This window comes from Aminobacter sp. BE322, from assembly GCF_050433525.1.
GTDB lineage: Bacteria > Pseudomonadota > Alphaproteobacteria > Rhizobiales > Rhizobiaceae > Aminobacter.
This window is the reverse complement of the sequence record NZ_JBNPXB010000012.1, coordinates 56793-72353: the sequence shown is the minus strand read 5'-3', so window position 1 is coordinate 72353 and position 15561 is coordinate 56793. Positions and strand designations below refer to the sequence as shown.

The 15561-nt window shown below is 64.2% G+C and carries 19 protein-coding genes and 2 pseudogenes; 5 read left to right on the top strand and 16 right to left on the bottom strand.

Features of this window, described 5'->3' with window-relative positions:
• Positions 1-441: 441 nt before the first annotated feature.
• The 4 genes and pseudogenes from J2X50_RS17090 to J2X50_RS17075 all read left to right on the top strand — a co-directional run.
• Positions 442-1047 carry a DUF1419 domain-containing protein gene (locus J2X50_RS17090; protein WP_026227913.1) on the top strand — a complete coding sequence of 202 codons (606 nt, stop codon included), beginning with the start codon at positions 442-444 and terminating at the stop codon, positions 1045-1047.
• A gap of 12 nt (positions 1048-1059) precedes the next feature.
• On the top strand, positions 1060-1461 hold the full coding sequence (locus J2X50_RS17085; protein WP_018431447.1) for a DUF3085 domain-containing protein: 402 nt from the start codon (positions 1060-1062) through the stop codon (positions 1459-1461).
• A gap of 123 nt (positions 1462-1584) precedes the next feature.
• Positions 1585-3966, top strand: a pseudogene (locus tag J2X50_RS17080) (Eco57I restriction-modification methylase domain-containing protein); the annotation flags it as partial.
• A pseudogene (locus J2X50_RS17075) lies at positions 3955-4149 on the top strand (thermonuclease family protein); the annotation flags it as partial. The pseudogenes J2X50_RS17080 and J2X50_RS17075, both read left to right, overlap by 12 nt.
• A gap of 47 nt (positions 4150-4196) precedes the next feature.
• Here J2X50_RS17075 and J2X50_RS17070 read toward each other — a convergent pair.
• The 8 genes from J2X50_RS17070 to J2X50_RS17035 all read right to left on the bottom strand — a co-directional run bounded on the left by J2X50_RS17070 (position 4197) and on the right by J2X50_RS17035 (position 9192).
• Positions 4197-4610 carry a hypothetical protein gene (locus J2X50_RS17070; protein WP_306041224.1) on the bottom strand — a complete coding sequence of 138 codons (414 nt, stop codon included), beginning with the start codon at positions 4608-4610 and terminating at the stop codon, positions 4197-4199.
• Positions 4607-4876 (bottom strand): type II toxin-antitoxin system prevent-host-death family antitoxin, encoded by a 270-nt coding sequence (locus tag J2X50_RS17065; protein ID WP_306041222.1) that lies wholly within the window; start codon positions 4874-4876, stop codon positions 4607-4609. The genes J2X50_RS17070 and J2X50_RS17065 overlap by 4 nt, the downstream gene beginning before the upstream one ends.
• 91 nt (positions 4877-4967) lie before the next feature.
• The gene (locus J2X50_RS17060) at positions 4968-5135 is read right to left on the bottom strand and encodes a hypothetical protein (protein WP_306041221.1); all 168 of its coding nucleotides are present in this window, start codon (positions 5133-5135) and stop codon (positions 4968-4970) included.
• 289 nt (positions 5136-5424) lie between these two features.
• Positions 5425-5733 carry a hypothetical protein gene (locus J2X50_RS17055; RefSeq protein WP_306041219.1) on the bottom strand — a complete coding sequence of 103 codons (309 nt, stop codon included), beginning with the start codon at positions 5731-5733 and terminating at the stop codon, positions 5425-5427.
• A gap of 132 nt (positions 5734-5865) precedes the next feature.
• Positions 5866-6657 carry a hypothetical protein gene (locus J2X50_RS17050; RefSeq protein WP_306041217.1) on the bottom strand — a complete coding sequence of 264 codons (792 nt, stop codon included), beginning with the start codon at positions 6655-6657 and terminating at the stop codon, positions 5866-5868.
• A 391-nt stretch (positions 6658-7048) separates the two neighbouring features.
• The gene (locus tag J2X50_RS17045) at positions 7049-7540 is read right to left on the bottom strand and encodes a hypothetical protein (RefSeq protein WP_306041215.1); all 492 of its coding nucleotides are present in this window, start codon (positions 7538-7540) and stop codon (positions 7049-7051) included.
• Positions 7541-7828: 288 nt separating this feature from the next.
• Complete coding sequence (locus tag J2X50_RS17040) at positions 7829-8374, bottom strand: hypothetical protein (RefSeq protein WP_306041212.1); 546 nt, start codon at positions 8372-8374, stop codon at positions 7829-7831.
• Positions 8375-8751: 377 nt separating this feature from the next.
• Positions 8752-9192: a hypothetical protein gene (locus J2X50_RS17035; RefSeq protein ID WP_306041210.1), complete on the bottom strand. Its 441-nt coding sequence runs from the start codon at positions 9190-9192 to the stop codon at positions 8752-8754.
• A gap of 423 nt (positions 9193-9615) precedes the next feature.
• Between J2X50_RS17035 and J2X50_RS17030 the strand changes: the two genes are divergently transcribed.
• Positions 9616-9969, top strand: coding sequence for a WGR domain-containing protein (locus J2X50_RS17030; protein WP_306041208.1), 354 nt, complete (start codon positions 9616-9618; stop codon positions 9967-9969).
• Between the two features lie 171 nt (positions 9970-10140).
• On the opposite strand, the gene J2X50_RS17025 is transcribed toward J2X50_RS17030, so the two are convergent.
• From J2X50_RS17025 to J2X50_RS16990, 8 genes are all read right to left on the bottom strand, one after another.
• Positions 10141-10452 (bottom strand): DUF736 domain-containing protein, encoded by a 312-nt coding sequence (locus tag J2X50_RS17025; RefSeq protein WP_306041206.1) that lies wholly within the window; start codon positions 10450-10452, stop codon positions 10141-10143.
• A 984-nt stretch (positions 10453-11436) separates the two neighbouring features.
• Positions 11437-11730 (bottom strand): type II toxin-antitoxin system RelE/ParE family toxin, encoded by a 294-nt coding sequence (locus J2X50_RS17020; RefSeq protein ID WP_306041203.1) that lies wholly within the window; start codon positions 11728-11730, stop codon positions 11437-11439.
• Complete coding sequence (locus J2X50_RS17015; protein ID WP_306041201.1) at positions 11727-12032, bottom strand: type II toxin-antitoxin system RelB/DinJ family antitoxin; 306 nt, start codon at positions 12030-12032, stop codon at positions 11727-11729. The genes J2X50_RS17020 and J2X50_RS17015 overlap by 4 nt, the downstream gene beginning before the upstream one ends.
• Positions 12033-12151: 119 nt before the next feature.
• Positions 12152-12415, bottom strand: a complete 264-nt coding sequence (locus J2X50_RS17010) for a hypothetical protein (protein ID WP_306041199.1) — start codon at positions 12413-12415, stop codon at positions 12152-12154.
• On the bottom strand, positions 12402-12722 hold the full coding sequence (locus tag J2X50_RS17005; RefSeq protein WP_306041198.1) for a hypothetical protein: 321 nt from the start codon (positions 12720-12722) through the stop codon (positions 12402-12404). The genes J2X50_RS17010 and J2X50_RS17005 overlap by 14 nt, the downstream gene beginning before the upstream one ends.
• Positions 12715-13656, bottom strand: a complete 942-nt coding sequence (locus tag J2X50_RS17000; protein WP_306041196.1) for a hypothetical protein — start codon at positions 13654-13656, stop codon at positions 12715-12717. The genes J2X50_RS17005 and J2X50_RS17000 overlap by 8 nt, the downstream gene beginning before the upstream one ends.
• Positions 13656-14207: a hypothetical protein gene (locus J2X50_RS16995; protein WP_306041194.1), complete on the bottom strand. Its 552-nt coding sequence runs from the start codon at positions 14205-14207 to the stop codon at positions 13656-13658. The genes J2X50_RS17000 and J2X50_RS16995 overlap by 1 nt, the downstream gene beginning before the upstream one ends.
• Complete coding sequence (locus tag J2X50_RS16990; protein WP_306041192.1) at positions 14207-15133, bottom strand: ArdC family protein; 927 nt, start codon at positions 15131-15133, stop codon at positions 14207-14209. The genes J2X50_RS16995 and J2X50_RS16990 overlap by 1 nt, the downstream gene beginning before the upstream one ends.
• Positions 15134-15561 lie beyond the last annotated feature (428 nt).

The following is a 15561-nucleotide window of genomic DNA, read 5'->3' as shown; positions in this document are numbered from 1 at the left end:
GCGCTCATGATGCGCGATCGAGGATCGCTGGCCCGACCTTCGCCGTCGTCATCTCGATCCGCAATGGCGCGCCAAGTCTTGACGCGGCCTCCAGCTTCGCAGCTTCCACATCGGCCGACTTAGCTCTGGCGTGTAGATCTCCAAGATGATCTCGCCGGTAGCGACGAGGATTGGGGCGAAGACGAGTGCGCGGCTCATCGGCGGATCAGCCCGGGCATGCGGCCGAATTGGGGAGGAAGAAGAAGGAAATAAAACGAATGAAACCCGGCTGCCGCATACCCGCCAGCCGCGTCAAGTGTGAAGCTTCGCCCGGCTCCGCCGGCACTTGACCCGGCCGGACGGAGAGGCGGCCGCTGGGGAGGGGTCAGGAAGGGCTGAAGATGATGGTGATCCCCGAGGATGCGTCGCGCTCCAGTCCGACGAGGCTGAAGGAGCCCGCCAATGAACCCCTCTTCTCCAATCCGCAAAGTCTACCAGGGTATTGCCGACCGCCGGCAGATGTTCCGCATGTTCGATCGCCACACGCAGCGCCCCAATCGTTTCGAGGATGCCGATGCCGGCCTCTATCGCGGGGAGTGGTTCGAGCTTACCGAGATCGAGCATGATTACATGTTCAACATCCTGCCGCCGCTCTTCATGAACGGCGAGATGTTCGCCATGCGGGAATTCCTGACGGGCTGCATCACCAGCGTCTTCTTCACCCTGAAGATCGACGACCGGATGCGGTTCTTCCACGCCTATTGCGACCTTGCCGACAAGGGTTCGCCCGCACACATGCGCGCCGCCATTGTCGAGCGGGAAAGCCGTCCAGTCCGTGCAATGACCCGCGAAGAGCGGATCGAGCATATCTGGAGTTCAAGCCACGACGAATACCGCGGCTATGCCGATTGGCGCTTTCCGCAGGCGCAGCGCGGGCGGCGAACGGTCCTGTTCTTCGGTCGCGACCGAAGCCGCGAGGTCAAGCTGCTCGACGACCTCACGGATGCGGAGATCGCAGCCAAGCTGCCGGTGCATCTGCGCTACCTCCCCGACGCAATCGCGGCATGAGGGGAGGAGGCGATGTTCACCTTTTCCGTGACGGATGTCCGCGTCGTGATGATGCGCGGGCGGCTCGACGCCTACGTCAACGGCGGCTTCCGCAATCCTCATTATGGGCTTTATCCCGGCCGTGATGAAAAGCCCGGTGTCTGGCTGGTCGGCGACGAGGGCGTCTACATCCTCTCCAACGGCAAGCTCGCGGAAGGGCAGCGTCCGTTCGTCGTCTATGCCGAAGAGTGCAACCCGAAGACCAACCCCGATTACTGGCACTACAAGCGTCAGCATTTCGGCGGGGATGACGGAATCGAGTTTCTCGATGGCTTCATGCTCGTGAAGCTGATCGCGGCCAGGCCCGGCTGCACGCATCTGAAGATCGTCTTGCAGCCGAACTCGATGCAGCTCCTCGCAGTCCAGCAGGACTAGCATTTCCGCGATGGGCGCCGTCTGGCGGCCGCTCGCACCCCAATCCCGAACATCCGCACATGTCGAGCCTGCTGGAGGACACCAGCGGAGCGGCGAAGTGCGCCTTCAGCTAGGAGAAACAACATGTCGCACGACGACCCTTTCACCATCGATCTTTTCGGCAATACAGCCCTTTCGTCCGGTCTCGGTCTTGGCGTGATGGCCTTTGCCGGCAACTTTGAACCCGACGACGATCCCGACCCATCGTCCCCGGCGCCGGCGATGCCGATCGCAGCTGCCGCCCGCGCACCCTCCAAGCCCGTCCGGGAACGTGGTTCGAACTTCTATCTCACCGACGACCGAGGTCTCGCGCAGGGCTGGAAGGAGCGCGCCCGCGACAACGTTGCTGCGATCCGGCTCGCGGCGAAAATCGACGCGGATGAGCGCCCGGCGACCGCTGAAGAACAAGCGCAACTGATCCGTTTCACAGGTTTCGGTGCGTCCGATCTAGCCAATGGCGTCTTTCGCCGGCCTGGCGAGATCGATTTCCGCAAGGGCTGGGATGAAATTAGCATCGATCTGGAGGATGCCGTCGGCGAGAGCGATTATGCTTCCCTCGCACGCTGCACCCAGTACGCCCATTTTACGCCGGAGTTCATCGTCCGGGCGATCTGGTCGGGTCTCAAGCGCATGGGATGGCGCGGCGGGCGTGTACTGGAGCCAGGCATTGGCACGGGGCTGTTTGCAGCGCTCATGCCGGAAGGCCTGCGCGACGTCTCCCATGTCACCGGCATCGAGCTCGATCCGGTCACGGCGCGCATCGCCCGGCTGTTGCAGCCGCAGGCGCGCATCGTCACCGCCGATTTCGCCCGCACGGAATTGCCATCGAGCTTCGATCTCGCCATCGGAAATCCGCCCTTTTCCGACCGAACGGTCCGTTCCGACCGGGCCTATCGATCGCTGTCCTTGCGCCTGCACGACTACTTCATCGCGCGGTCGATCGACCTGTTGAAGCCGGGCGGCTTCGCGGCCTTCGTCACCAGCTCGGGCACGATGGACAAGGCCGACCGCAGCGCGCGTAAGCATATCGCGAAGTCGTCGGACCTGATCGCTGCGGTCCGGCTGCCCGAGGGAAGTTTCCGCGCGGACGCCGGGACGGATGTCGTTGTCGACATCCTGTTTTTCCGCAAGCGCAAGTCGGGCGAGCCGGAAGGCGACCAGTCCTGGCTTGACACCGAGGAGGTCCGGCCGGCCACAGCCGATGAGGGCGCGATCCGTGTCAACCGCTGGTTGGCGCGCCACCCGGATTTTGTGCTCGGCACGCATGCGCTGACCTCTGGTCCCTTCGGCGAGACCTACACATGCGTGCCCCGCGACGGCGAGAATCTTCATGCGGCCTTGTCGGTCGCCGTCAATCTCCTTCCGGAAGACCGCTATGACGGCGAACCCTCGGAAATCGATCCTGATCTGGATGGAGCGGGCAATCAGACCGGCGTCGATCTGCCCAATGGCCGGCATGTGCGTGAAGGGAGCTTCTTCTTCGACAACGCACGCGGCCTGATGCAAATCATCGACGGCGAGCCGGTTGCGATCAAGGCGCGCAAGGGCCGGGGCGGCGACGGCATTCCCGAAAAGCACGTCCGCATCATCCGCAAGCTTATCCCGGTCCGCGATGCGGTGCGCGAGGTGCTGAAAGCCCAGGAACTGGACCAGCCCTGTCAAGGTATTCAGTTCAGGCTGCGCATTGCCTGGTCGAGTTTCGTTCGTGACTTCGGACCGATCAACCACACCACCGTCTCGATCAGCGAGGACGTGGAGACCGGCGAGACGCGCGAAAGCCATCGGCGTCCCAATCTCCAGCCCTTCCTCGACGACCCCGATTGCTGGCTGGTCGCCTCGATCGAGGACTACGATCTCGAAAACGACACGGCCAGACCCGGACCGATTTTCACGGAGCGCGTTATCTCTCCGCCGGCGCCGCCGGTGATTTCCAGCGCGGCCGACGCGCTCGCCGTCGTTCTCAATGAACGGGGCCGGGTCGATGTCGATCATATCGCCGAGCTGCTGCACTGTGATCCGCAGGACGTTGTCTCCGAGCTTGGCAGCGCGATCTTCCAGGACCCCGCCGACGGCTCGTGGCAGATGGCTGATGCCTATCTGTCAGGCCGTGTCCGCGACAAGCTGAAGGTCGCGGAAGCCGCTGCCCTTCTCGATCCAGTCTACGAGCGCAACGTCACGGCCCTGCAGGGCGTGCAGCCGGTCGATCTTCGCCCGTCCGACATCACCGCGCGTCTCGGCGCGCCGTGGATCCCCGCCCTCGATGTAGTGGCCTTCGTCAAGGAGACAATGAACGTCGACATCAAGATCCATCATATGCCGGAACTGGCTTCCTGGACTGTCGATGCGCGCCAGCTTGGTTATCTCGCCGTCGGCACATCGGAATGGGGGACCGGCCGCCGGCATGCAGGTGAGCTGCTGACTGATGCGCTTAACAGTCGCGTGCCGCAGATCTTCGACACGATCAAACGTCGCCTCCGGGAGCTGCTGAATGCGGGGCCGTTTTCGCTCGTCGCTGGCTGGCGCTCCGAAGACCGGTACGGACGCAAGCTGCGCATGGTGACGCGCGAGGGGCGATCTATCGGCGAGGTGCTGGTTGGCGAAGGTCTGGCCCGCCGATGGGAAGGATCGCGACGGAGCTGGTGCGAGTGATCGCAAGCGGCATCAAAGCCGAATCGGCGATGGGTTGCGGCGCGAGGTCAGCGGAAGCGGCTGACCTCGGCAAATTCCTTCCGCCGGGCGATGAAGGTACGCAGCAGAGGCAGGAAGAAGGCCTTGCTGAAGCGGCCGATCGGCGGTTCCGGCTCAATGTAGAAGGACTGGCCGACGATATCGGTGTTGAATTCGTCGAGAATGATCCAGAGCCGCAGATCGGTATCGAGGCCGGCGCGGCGCTTCTCGATCGCCGGGATTTCGGCGGAGAACCGCGAAGCCTCCGGCTGCTTGGTGCTGATCGGGAAAAAGAGAACCAGATCGCCATCGGGCCGGGGAAGGCGGACGCCGACGGCGACCGGCCGCTCCTTGCGGCCCTCCGTCTCTCCCGCCCGCGCCTCTCTGGCCCAAAGATAGGGGTAGCGGATGACGGTTGCGGTCTGGATGGTGTCATAGCTCATGACTTCAAGCCCTCGTCCTCGGCCGCATAGGCTTCGACGGCAGTTTCGAAGTCTGCAAAGAGGCTGTCCGGCATGGTTTCTATGGTGCCGGCGGACCGGGCATCGGAACGGCGCATCAGCCGTTCGTAGTCGTCGATGTTGAGGAGGACGAGGCGCGGCTTGTTGCGCTGGGTGATCGTCACCGGCCGGCGCAGGGCTTCGGCGATGATGTCCCCGGATTTCCGGGATAGGTCGCTGGTCGTATAGGAACCACCCGAACGCGGCATGGCGATCTCCTGTATTTGCTGGATTTGCTGTAATATACAGCAAATACCGCATTCCTGTAAATGGGTGAACGCGACTATGGCGAAAGCCTCCCTAGAAGGGAGGCTCGCTGCTGACGCGGCCTTCGTGCTCGGCCACGATGACCTCGCGTTCCGCATAGGCCTGATCCAGTTCGGCCTGGATCTGAGCGCGCTCCGCCGGGTCGCAATGGCGCAGCTCGGCGCGCAGTTCCTCAATCGTGGCTTCGAGAACGTAGGTCATCGTCGTCTCCTTGACGTTTGTGAAAGACGACGCCGCCGGTCATGGGGGCGGGCAGGGGTCAAGGATCGCAAAGCGACCGCCAGCGGCGGCGCGTGGGGGTGCCGAATTTCTGGCGCGGCCCGCAAGGGACGGGTCTGAAATTTGGGGGAACCGCGCGTCCTTGAGGCCTGACCGGCTCCATGGCATCCTCGGACGGACTGAGCAGACTTTTCCTCTCCGCATGGCACCCGGAAGCCGGACGCGGCTCGATGCCGTATCCGGCTTCAACGCGAGGGAAGGGGAGGGAGGCCTAGAGGATGAAGCCGAGCTTCTCGGCGATCGACGGCTCGTATTTCTGACCGGCTTCGGCAAGCATGGCGATCATGTCGGCATGGTCGAGGTCGCGAACCTCATATCCCTGCGCTCGCGCCGCCTCGATGATCCCCTCCAGGGTCGGGAACTCCTCAAGGAGTGTTCCGAGCCAGATTTCCGGTGTCCCGAAGTCGTCGTCGGCCTCAAAACCCTGAAGAAAGAAGCTGCGCAAGGGCGGATCGAAGCCGAGGACGGCTTCATCGTCGGTCCTCTCGCCCTTGGCAAGGGTAATTGTATAGCGGCTCATGCTATCTCCTGTGTGGGCTGGCCAATCGATTGATCGAAGGCGCGAGCGGCTTCATGGCGGGCGGCACCATCAGACGGCGGTCTCCGTATGCGATCGGATCTCGGTGATTTTTCGGCGACGCGACCATAGCCTTCAGAACGCGAAGGCAGATTGACCGCTGGCTTCCGTGTAGATGGCGCTGTCGCCGGCGGCGTAGCGCTCCCGGCCCGGCGCGGACCAGTGGAGGAAGCCGGAGCGGTCATAGCGAAACCAGCCGTCCTCGATACCGAGAATGAAGCCCCAGGCCACAGCCTCGGCGGCGAGCCGTCCGGTATTGATGGGCCAATGCTCGCGTCCGCTGTCCTGACGGCAGATGCTGGGGGTCGAGAAAGCGCGAACCGACGCGCCGCGGTCCGCCGGTTCGCGCGCCCCAAGGACGCGCATGATCTCGCGAGCCTCGGCGATGGACAGGTAGCCCGATGCCTTCCTGTCCTCATGATGCGAGTAGCGGCAGCCGAAGGCGATCGCCTGCATGATGCAGGCGGGCTCGGTGAATGCCTGCGTCTCCAGCAATTCCCGCCATTTACCGGCGGTGACCAGATCGACGGCGTGCCACCAGCGGGCGGTCGGCCCGCTCGTATAGCCGAAACGGTTCGGCGCGCCCCGCCGGTCGATCTCAAAGCCGAGCAGTTTTTCTAGGTGGCGCACATAAGGATGATCGGCAAGCAGGGGATGGCGCAGGCCGATCCTGCGCGGCTGATCCTTGTCGGGCGAGGCGACCTCGACCGGGAAGCGGAACATTCGCGAAGGCAGGTTCCATGGCTCCGGCAGATCGAAGCCGTGCGGAACCGACAACGAATTGTTGATGTCGAGGAGCCCGAGATTTGGGGCCAGGCCCTTCTCTACCAGCGTGATGCCTAGCGTGTCGTCGGTCGTCGTATCCATGGTCTGTCCTTTCCTCGTTGCAGGGTGAAGGTGCCGGCGGCCGCCCGCCGGCGAAGCCTTTCCTTTCTCTTCGGAATGGCCTCTGCCACCTGCCGGACAGAGTGGGGGAGGAGCACAGCCCGACCCCACGGCGGCGGGCGGGACTGTCAAGCGGCTGGCGCGGAAAGTGGCCCATCTTCACGGGTCCGCTCGCGGACTGGCGCGGGAGATGGGCCACTTTCACGGGCCGCTTTACCGGCCTGCCCGACGATGTCAGGATAAGAACGAAGCTCTCTTGCCGATGCGGGCCACCACGCCCGGGCGGACCATCGGGCAGGAGAGACGGGTCCGGCGAGGCGACGGCCTTGCCGAGATTGACGGGAGGCGGCGAAGACCGCCTCCCGCAGGCCGGCTACCGGTAATCGATGCGTTCGACGGTGATCTCGATGCCGGTTTCCGCTCCGATACCGCGGATGATCGGTCGCAGACCGCCAAGCTCCTCGTCGGCCAGTTCGACGGTCGTCGGGTAGTCCACCGATACGCCATCGCAGTCCGCACTCAAGGCGCAAAACCACTCGCCGCCATTCAGGCGGTACTCGTGGGTCTCGTGGTCGATCTCCAGATAGTCCAGCAGGATGATCCTGCGTTCCGCGAGGATTTCTGCGTGCCCCTCATAAAGAAACTTCGCCAGGGACAGGTCCTCCGGATCGGTCGCGGTGAGGACGTCGCGCTCGAGCTGGCTCATATTGCGGGCTTCCCACATCACGCCGCTCAATCCTTCGAGCAGGTTGTCGTGCAACTCGCGCGCAAAATCGTCGTCGCATCCGAAGCGGTTCGCAAGCACCATGAGCCGCCAGCCGGAAAGGCGTGCGTAGAGCTTCGTGTAGTAGAAGGGATCGGACATATCAGCGTCTCCTTTGCGTTTTTGACGCGGAGGAGCCCGCACCGGCGCATCGAGGGGTCAGGGACCGCCTGCGGCCGCCAGCGGCGGCGAGCGGGGGAGCCGATTTTCCGGGGGCGCCCCCTTGGGCGTCAACTGAAAATTGGGGGAACCGCGCTGTCCTTGACGCCGGAGAGGCGGTGCGACAGTGGGCGATCAGAAAGAGAAGGCACCGCGGCCCCGGCCAGGGGTCGCGTCCGCATTGGCGCAAAAAAAGCGGGAATGCGGCTACCGCCACCTTCCCGAACGACGTCACCATGGGATGGGGGCCTCGGGATCGCAGGGATCGGACCGCCGGGCCTCGGGCTGGTCGGGATCGGGCCGGTAGTAGATCACGACGGCCGGGATGATCAGCCCCGTCTCTCCGGCAAGCTGGTCGAGGATAGTCCGCAGGCCGCACAGCTCGTCGTCCGCGAGAGGCCGCACCCAATGGCGGGACGCGAACAGCTCGTAGTCACATTCATCGGCGATGCGATAACCGCCGGCGTCATCGGCGTGACGCCAGCCACCGGCGATATATGGATGATGGTTGTGGAGCCAGAAGTGCTCGACCCTGATGCGCATGTCGCGCAACTGGTAGGCGACATCCTCGGCCACATCAGCGTCACGCTCGGCCAGCAACTCGTTCCACAAAGCGAGAACCCGGTCGAGATCCTCGCGGAACTCGTCAAGATGGCCGGTCAGCATATCGTGTGCATCACGGGCGAGATCGGTGTCGCATCCGAGCCGGTTGGCGCGGACGATGAGCTTGAAGCCGGCGAGCTTCACCATCAGCATGAGGGCTTGATCCCAGGTCATGAAATTCTCCTTTCGTCTCTCTGACGGAAAGAGCCCGCACCGGCGCATCGAGGGGTCAGGGACCGTGTGCGGCCGCCAGCGGCGGCGAGCGGGGGTGCCGATTTTCCGGGGACGCCCATCGGGGCGTCGACTGAAAATTGGGGGAACCGCGATGTCCTTGACGCCGGAGAGGCGGTGCGACAATGGGCGACCAGAGAGAGGTAACCCACGGCGCCGGCAGGCGCCGTGTCCGCATCCGGCGGCCAGCCGGCATTCCTCGTAGGATCACAAAGCTGGAACGAACGGCCAGGTCAGCGTGCGAAGGCGGTCGATCCGCCGGCGCACGCTCGCTTCCAAGGGAAGAAGGAAGGCAGGCCCTGCGGCCTGCCTTCCTGATCTCAAACGCGCGCCGCGACGAAGCGGACGCCCGTCTGCTGCGTGATCATTTCAATGACCTCGGCAAGCCCTTCCATCTCGTCGGCCGGCACCTCGCTGTACTCGACGGGAAACGGGAAGGCGTCGTCCTCGATGACGACGAGTTCCTCGATCGGATCCAGGATCGAGATTGCTCCCTTTGCGGTCCAGCGATGTTCGAAGAACGTGCAGACGTGGTAGATCCGGTAATAGAAGTCGCCTTCCGGCGTTCCCAGAAAAGGCGCAAGCGCTTTCTCCTCCTCGACCTCCCTGTCGAGATCGACCTTCATCGCATCGAGCATGCCGAGAAGCGTGCTGTGAAGGCTGCGCGCGAATTCGCTCTTGCATGCCTGTTCGCGTACAGCCACGTCCTCGCGGAACGATACAACGATCGGGATGAGCTTCAGTGCGTTGAAATCATTCATGATATGTCTCCTTTCGTCATGACGGAAGGGGGGCCACGCTGTTGCCCGGGGAGGGTCAAGGACCGCGGAACGCGGCTTGCAAGCGCCTGGGCCGATTTTCTGACGTCGCCGGCGGCGGCATAAAATCGGCTCGGGCGCGCCGTCCTTGACGCTTTCCGGGCTGGCGTACAATTGGACGTCGTAAGAAGAGCCCCGCGCCCGATGGGGCGCGGCCTGTGTCCGGCGACCAGCCGGGGGAAGCGCGAAGGGTGGCCCTTCGTGATGGAGCGGGCCGGTCGAACCGGCCGGGTTCATCCCGCGAGATGTGGGCGTTACCCGATAGGGCGGAGACTGCTGGCAGGCTCCGTGCGCAGGCGCATAGCACGCGGTCGCCGAAGGCGGCTCGCCCAGACCATTCTACCGGGACCGCCAATCATCACGGCCATGAATCATTGGCACGTAATCGATTCAGAACTGTCGTTGGACACGGATTCCGCGATCGGCGACGATCCCTCCATGATCGCACAACCCTACCAGCTCTATGTCGAACGGACGGACCCGACGAAAAACATGGCGCGCTACTATGCCATGGCGATCGAGCCGACGCTGTTCGGCGATTGCTGCCTGACACGGCGTTGGGGCCGCATCGGCACGGCGGGTCAGGAGAAGGTCCACCATTTCGAGCGGGAAGAAGAGGCCGTTCGCCTATTTCTCGATCTGCTCCGTCAGCGGCGCGCCCGTGGCTACAGGCCAAGGAGCAACACGACGAGCCATCGCACGACGCGGTTGCCCGGCTGACGCGGCGGAGTTCGCCGCAAAAGCCCTGCGCGGTCGTGGCGAGCCGGCCGCGCTCACCAGACCTCTCCTTTTCCGCCAAACACCTGAAAAGCCGGAAGCGGGCTCGATGCCTGCTTCCGGCTTCACCACGACAAGGGAAGAGCCCCGCCTTGCGGCGGGGCAGTCCAGGTGTCAGGCCTCGCGCTTCGGGCGGCTCCAGACCAGGTCGTAGTCGCCGTCCTTTTCAGCCGGCCACAGCGCCGAGTTGATCGGGGCGTTGAAGCTCGGGTCGTCGAGCTTGACCGAGATGTAGGGCTCGCCGTCTTCCGAGACCGCCTTCCAGCCGGCGCCGACTTCGGCCATGCCGGACATGATCCGGAAATCAGGGGCGTTCTGCGAGCTGCGCTCGATCGGGACGAGGCGGGCCTTCATGGAGACCGTCAGGGTGCGGACCTGGCCGGTAATTGCGTTGGCGGTGGTGGTGAAGCTGCCGATAATAGCCATTTTCGAAATCCTTCCGGTTTGTTCGGGTCGCGACCATCGCGACCTCGATGGCTGTCGAAAGGATCGGGGACGATCGGACCGCACCTTCAGGCCGGAACAAGGTGGAGGACGGCCGGGAGCGGCTTTCTTGTCCCGCGAGGAATGCGAACCCTGTTCGCAGGGGAAGAAAGTTGCGGACGGGCGTTGCGGGAGGACGATCGAGGCGCAGCCGCTCTCCGATCAGACATGCCACATCGAGGACGTGGTGGCCGCGCCGGGGTTGATCAGACCGGATGGGTTTTGGAGATGGCGGGCCGTCATCGTCAGCCCTCGCGTCATGCCAGCGCCATTGTGATCGCCGGCCGCGCTACGCGCTCTGCGTTTCCTTGGCTTGGCCCGGCCCGATCGAGCGCATGCTCCTCCGCACACCCGCGCCTCTGGCCCGGATCATGCCGGCGGCCGTGTCGGTTGCCGGCGGGGGCGGCCCTCGGCAGGACCGCGTGCCTTGGCGATCTCATGCAACTCGGCCGATACAGCGCCCAATGTGCATCGATCATCCATCGGCCTGGCCGGCCGATAGGCACGGTGGCTTCGTCCTCGTCCGGGCCGCTCGTCGCGATACGGATACCGCGCCTGCCCGCCGTAAGGCGTGGCGCGTCCCCCAGCCTCTTCGGGCGCGGAATGGCGGGCCATCTCTTTCCCGCCGGCAACATCCCGACGACTTCAACCGCTGCCGTCACCCTCCGAAAGCGTGGAGTGCCGTCTCTCGTCCACAGCGTGGGTAACGCGAGCCGGCCGGATCGTGCCGGCGCGACGCGCAGCGAGCAAGGCGCGGTCGACGAGGAAGAAGAGCATCGGAGAAATCAGCATAGCGCCGCCCATAAGGGCGGGATTTCGGGAATTCTCGACGCGTAGGAGCGGGAAAAAGGGCAGCCGCAGGAGCCTCAGCATAGCGGCCCGCAGGGGAGGCGGGACCGACTGCCCCCCGCTCCTGCGCTCCGTATTTCAATCGGAAGGAAGGTCCTCCGGCCATTGTTGCGCGCCGTGCAGAACACGAAGAATCCGCACAATCTCTCCGCTGACAAGATAGGCGGCGAGGTAGGGCATGCCTGTGACGACGAGTTCGCGCGTCCCGGAAAGTCGGCCAGGTCGGCCGCTCTCCGGAAAGTCGCGGAGACGGTGCGCCGCGGCCGCAATCCGTTCGTCGACCGCAATGGCGGCCGCGGGGTTCTCGCCTTCGATATGCGTGAAGATGGCATCGCGGTCGGAGAGCGCGAAAGCCGACCAGACAAGCCTCACGACTTCGGATCGCCGGCCTTGCGGGCAGCGGCCCGGCGCTTCGCGAAATGCGCCTCCACCTGATCGTCGGGGATGTCCGGGCGGCTATCGTCCAGGGCCTCCCGGACCTTCGCCCGGAACCAAGCATCGTGTGCGGCGCTGTTCGTGACGAGTTCCAGCGGAAGCGCGCCCTCGTTGGCCGTGCGGGTCAACAGGATGCGAACCGCATCGGAAACCGTGAGGCCCATGCTTTCGAGCACGGCCGAGGCGCGGTCGCGGATCTCGGTATCGATGCGTGTCTGGACGAGTGCATTTGCAGCCATGAGGAACTCCTTCGAGGGTAATGTAATGCAAATGAATGACGTTTACCACCCCGAAAAGCTTCATGCGAGTAGGTGGTGAGGTCGGGACGGAACGTCGGCATCATCATCGATGCCCTCAGTTAAAGGCCGATCGTGAACGGTTCACGCCAGCCTTTCCCGCGCCAGATCGTCCGGTTCGGGCACAACGCAAGATGGAGCACATAGATGGCCTCCCGACGCGCGGCAGCATGCCAGTCGCCACCGTTGTAGCCGATACGCATGGCAAGCCGATTGAGGCTGCTCCGGTTCAGTTGAAAGCCCATGCTGCGAAACAGCATGGCAGCGAGACGGACTTGTCTCTGGCGCGCGCTGTATGCGAGGGCGACGGCTTCATGAGGGCTCATTGGACGATCTTCTTTGATCCTGTTCAGGATGGAGCGCGTGCGCGCCGGTCTCGATCTCGACCTTCGCGGGGCGCGTGATGCGGTGAAGATGGCCGGCATAGACGCTGACTGCCTTCCAGTAGGCAGCCATCGGCGCCTTGTTTTGCCGCCAGCTTCGGTTGGCGTGGTCCCGCGCATCGCGGGACAGTTCGAGCAACAGCGCGGCAAGCGCCTGCCGCGCCTCGGGCGGAAGGCACTGGATCCGTTGCGCTGCCGGGAGGCGCAGGAGGGGATTTCTCACCTGCGCGCGCGAGGAGCGATCAGACACCGCACATCCCCTCGCACTCGTTCGGCCAGAGGTCGAGCTGGCCACGATCGGAAGCCGTCGAAAGGTCGGCGGCGTCGAGCGGCACACAGGAGCGGTGGAGATAGACCTCCCCCCGGATACCGCGAAGGCCCGTGCGCAGCGCACGGTCGACCTCGATCGCATCCGCCCAGGCGTCCGGGTCATGGTCGCGCATGAAGCGCCACCTTGCGTTATCGTGGAAGGGGCACCCGACGCAGCTCGATTTCGGAGCTTCGGGATAGCCATGGCGGCGCAGCCAGGCGAGGCAATCGCGTCGGGTCATCCGCTGCTCGATTAGTGGGAAGCGCTTGGTCTGCCACGCCTCGAAGCTCGGCTTCGCCCGAACGATCTCATCGCAGCTGATCCCTATCCACTGCTCGACCACGGCATGGTCGGGTGAGCGCTTCCGCGTAAGGCCCGCCAACTCGCGGACCTTGCGTCGTATTGGCACCACCTTGTAGTCAGTCGTGCATTGCCTGCGGATCATGCCGATGGACGTGGTCTCGCGCGAAGTGCTACGCGACCCGATCTCGATGATCTCGCCATCCTCGTCCTCGTCGAGGATGGGCACGATCGCGCCGGCGGGCGTGACGGTCTTGGCGAACGCGGGAATGGATGCCCATCGGTTGCCGTCACCGGCCGCCATGAGATCGTCACGAATGTTGCCGGCCGAGACGATATGGACGGGGAACGGCAAGACATTGTCCGACATCAGCCATTCGAGGTGCTCGTAGACGGCGCGCGGCTCCCAGCCGGTATCCGCGAATATGGCACAATCGGGCATCGGGCCGATCTCGCCATGAGCCGCCATAAGCGCCATCGTAGTCGACTGAACGCCGGCGCCGAGGCTCAGCGCGCGCAGCCGGATCGGGGAGGGCTCAAGCCACTCGCCACGGTCGATCGGGGAAAAGAACATCAGTTCGCCTCCCCGTCATTCTCGACAAGCCAGCGTCGGAGATCACGGCGCATCAGGCCGATGGGACCGTTGATCTCCGTGATCCGCGCATCGTCGGCGACATAGCCGCGGAGACGGAACAGGCTGACAAGGTGCCGCATGACGTCGAGATAGAGATGGCCTCCGACCATCGCAACGTCGCGGAAGACCCGACGTTCGGCTCCTCCGCAAAGGTGGTAGATATGCATGCCCGGATGCTCTCCGGAAGGCATCGCCCGACGCTGGGTCTTCGGGCGAGGCCACCGCGTGCCGAGATCGCCGGTTTTCATGGCAGCCGCCATCTGCTCGGTCATCCGGGCGTCGTACATCTCGATCGGCCAGTCAGCGGCACGGAAGCCGAGATGGGCGGACAGGAAGGCGATCTTCGCTTTCTCACCATGGGGGTCTACCGCCCGAAGCGTCCGCCAGAGCGGACCGTCATAGCGTTCAAGCGCGGGCAGGTATTCCGGGCCATCGCGCTTCGTTGCCGAGCAGGCGAGGATCAACAGGCGGGAGGAGGGGATGGCGTTCATCACGCTGCCTCCCGCGCTTCGAACGCAGCCGGCTGGAGACCGTGAAGGTAAGCGACAGCGCGCTGCGCGTGCGCGGCCGCCTGGAAGATCGCACGCTTGTCGCCGGACAACACACGCAACCATGCCTCAAGGTAAGACGCATGGTCCGGGCGCGGCTCCAGCTCGGGCGTGATGCCGAGATCTGCGCAGAGGAAGCAGCTACCGAGTTCGGCGATCAGTTCCTCACGGGCCCGCTCGCTCTTGTCCTTCGAGTAACGGGAGAGGTCGCGGCCGACACGATTGGACGGGGCAGTCCAGTGGGTGGCCTCGTGGCTGAGGGTCGCATAGTAGCTCGCCACATCCTTGAAGGCGGGGAGCGGAGGCATCTGGATGATGTCAGCGCCAGGCAGGAAGAATGCCTCGTTGCCGCCGTGACGGATCACCGCGCCGGTGTTCTGGAAGAAACGATCGGCTTCTTCGACCCGCTCGATCGGATCACGGACCGGCGCTCCCGGAAGATAATAATCGTCCGGCAGCCGATCGATCTGTTCGACGTTGAAGACGGAATACGCCTTGAGAAACGGGATCTCCCGCTCCACCTCGCCGCCAGCGCCATCCGCTTCCGTCTTGGAAAACCGGCTGGCGAAGACGACGGTCGTGCCTGTCTCGCCCTCGCGCACCGCCGCCCCCAGCTGCAGGGCCTGCTTGAACGTCATCCACATAGGCGACGCGAAGCCTCGCGCCATGCCTTCGGACCACAAGAGCAGCACGTTCATTCCGCTGTAAGGAAGGCCATTGTGGCGAAGCGGCCTGGTGATCCGTCCATCGGTGTTGGCAGCATGCCAGGGTCGCATCCAGGGCCGGACACCCTTTTCGAGATCGTCAACAATCTTGCCGGTAATGCGCGTGTAGATGTCCGGGCGCTGGCTTTCCTGCCTTTTCTTCATTTTCTCAACCTCCGTTTCAGAGGTCGCGCCAATCGCGACCTGTCACGGCGGTCCAGGGGCCGGGGTCATCAGGGGGTACGGCGCACGCGGAGCGCCGGAACGGAGTGGAGGAGGGCGCAAGCCCTTGCGCGGACGCCCGACCCCGGCAGGACCGAAGCCGGACAGGTCGCGAGGTGTCGGCCCGCCCTTCGATCGCACGCTTCCCGGGCACGATAGTCGCGATCGCGGCTGGGTCACTTCGAAAGACGGAGCGCCTGCGTTCAAAGTATGTTGGACGGCAACCAAGGTGCTTGCATTATGCAACCAGTCAGATATTCTCAGAACGTAATGTCGCCGTCGGGCGTGGATCTAAACAAACTTCCCCTTGCCACCGAGTGTAGTAGCCCCCTAAATCCCCGGACACGATCTCCCACTTGTTAAGTGTTAGG

Coding starts and splice junctions, on each gene's coding strand:
- J2X50_RS17090 (WP_026227913.1), top strand. CDS start 442: ATGAACCCCTCTTCTCCAATCCGCAAAGTCTACCAGGGTATTGCCGAC.
- J2X50_RS17085 (WP_018431447.1), top strand. CDS start 1,060: ATGTTCACCTTTTCCGTGACGGATGTCCGCGTCGTGATGATGCGCGGG.
- J2X50_RS17070 (WP_306041224.1), bottom strand. CDS start 4,610: ATGAGCTATGACACCATCCAGACCGCAACCGTCATCCGCTACCCCTAT.
- J2X50_RS17065 (WP_306041222.1), bottom strand. CDS start 4,876: ATGCCGCGTTCGGGTGGTTCCTATACGACCAGCGACCTATCCCGGAAA.
- J2X50_RS17060 (WP_306041221.1), bottom strand. CDS start 5,135: ATGACCTACGTTCTCGAAGCCACGATTGAGGAACTGCGCGCCGAGCTG.
- J2X50_RS17055 (WP_306041219.1), bottom strand. CDS start 5,733: ATGAGCCGCTATACAATTACCCTTGCCAAGGGCGAGAGGACCGACGAT.
- J2X50_RS17050 (WP_306041217.1), bottom strand. CDS start 6,657: ATGGATACGACGACCGACGACACGCTAGGCATCACGCTGGTAGAGAAG.
- J2X50_RS17045 (WP_306041215.1), bottom strand. CDS start 7,540: ATGTCCGATCCCTTCTACTACACGAAGCTCTACGCACGCCTTTCCGGC.
- J2X50_RS17040 (WP_306041212.1), bottom strand. CDS start 8,374: ATGACCTGGGATCAAGCCCTCATGCTGATGGTGAAGCTCGCCGGCTTC.
- J2X50_RS17035 (WP_306041210.1), bottom strand. CDS start 9,192: ATGAATGATTTCAACGCACTGAAGCTCATCCCGATCGTTGTATCGTTC.
- J2X50_RS17030 (WP_306041208.1), top strand. CDS start 9,616: ATGAATCATTGGCACGTAATCGATTCAGAACTGTCGTTGGACACGGAT.
- J2X50_RS17025 (WP_306041206.1), bottom strand. CDS start 10,452: ATGGCTATTATCGGCAGCTTCACCACCACCGCCAACGCAATTACCGGC.
- J2X50_RS17015 (WP_306041201.1), bottom strand. CDS start 12,032: ATGGCTGCAAATGCACTCGTCCAGACACGCATCGATACCGAGATCCGC.
- J2X50_RS17010 (WP_306041199.1), bottom strand. CDS start 12,415: ATGAGCCCTCATGAAGCCGTCGCCCTCGCATACAGCGCGCGCCAGAGA.
- J2X50_RS17000 (WP_306041196.1), bottom strand. CDS start 13,656: ATGTTCTTTTCCCCGATCGACCGTGGCGAGTGGCTTGAGCCCTCCCCG.
- J2X50_RS16995 (WP_306041194.1), bottom strand. CDS start 14,207: ATGAACGCCATCCCCTCCTCCCGCCTGTTGATCCTCGCCTGCTCGGCA.
- J2X50_RS16990 (WP_306041192.1), bottom strand. CDS start 15,133: ATGAAGAAAAGGCAGGAAAGCCAGCGCCCGGACATCTACACGCGCATT.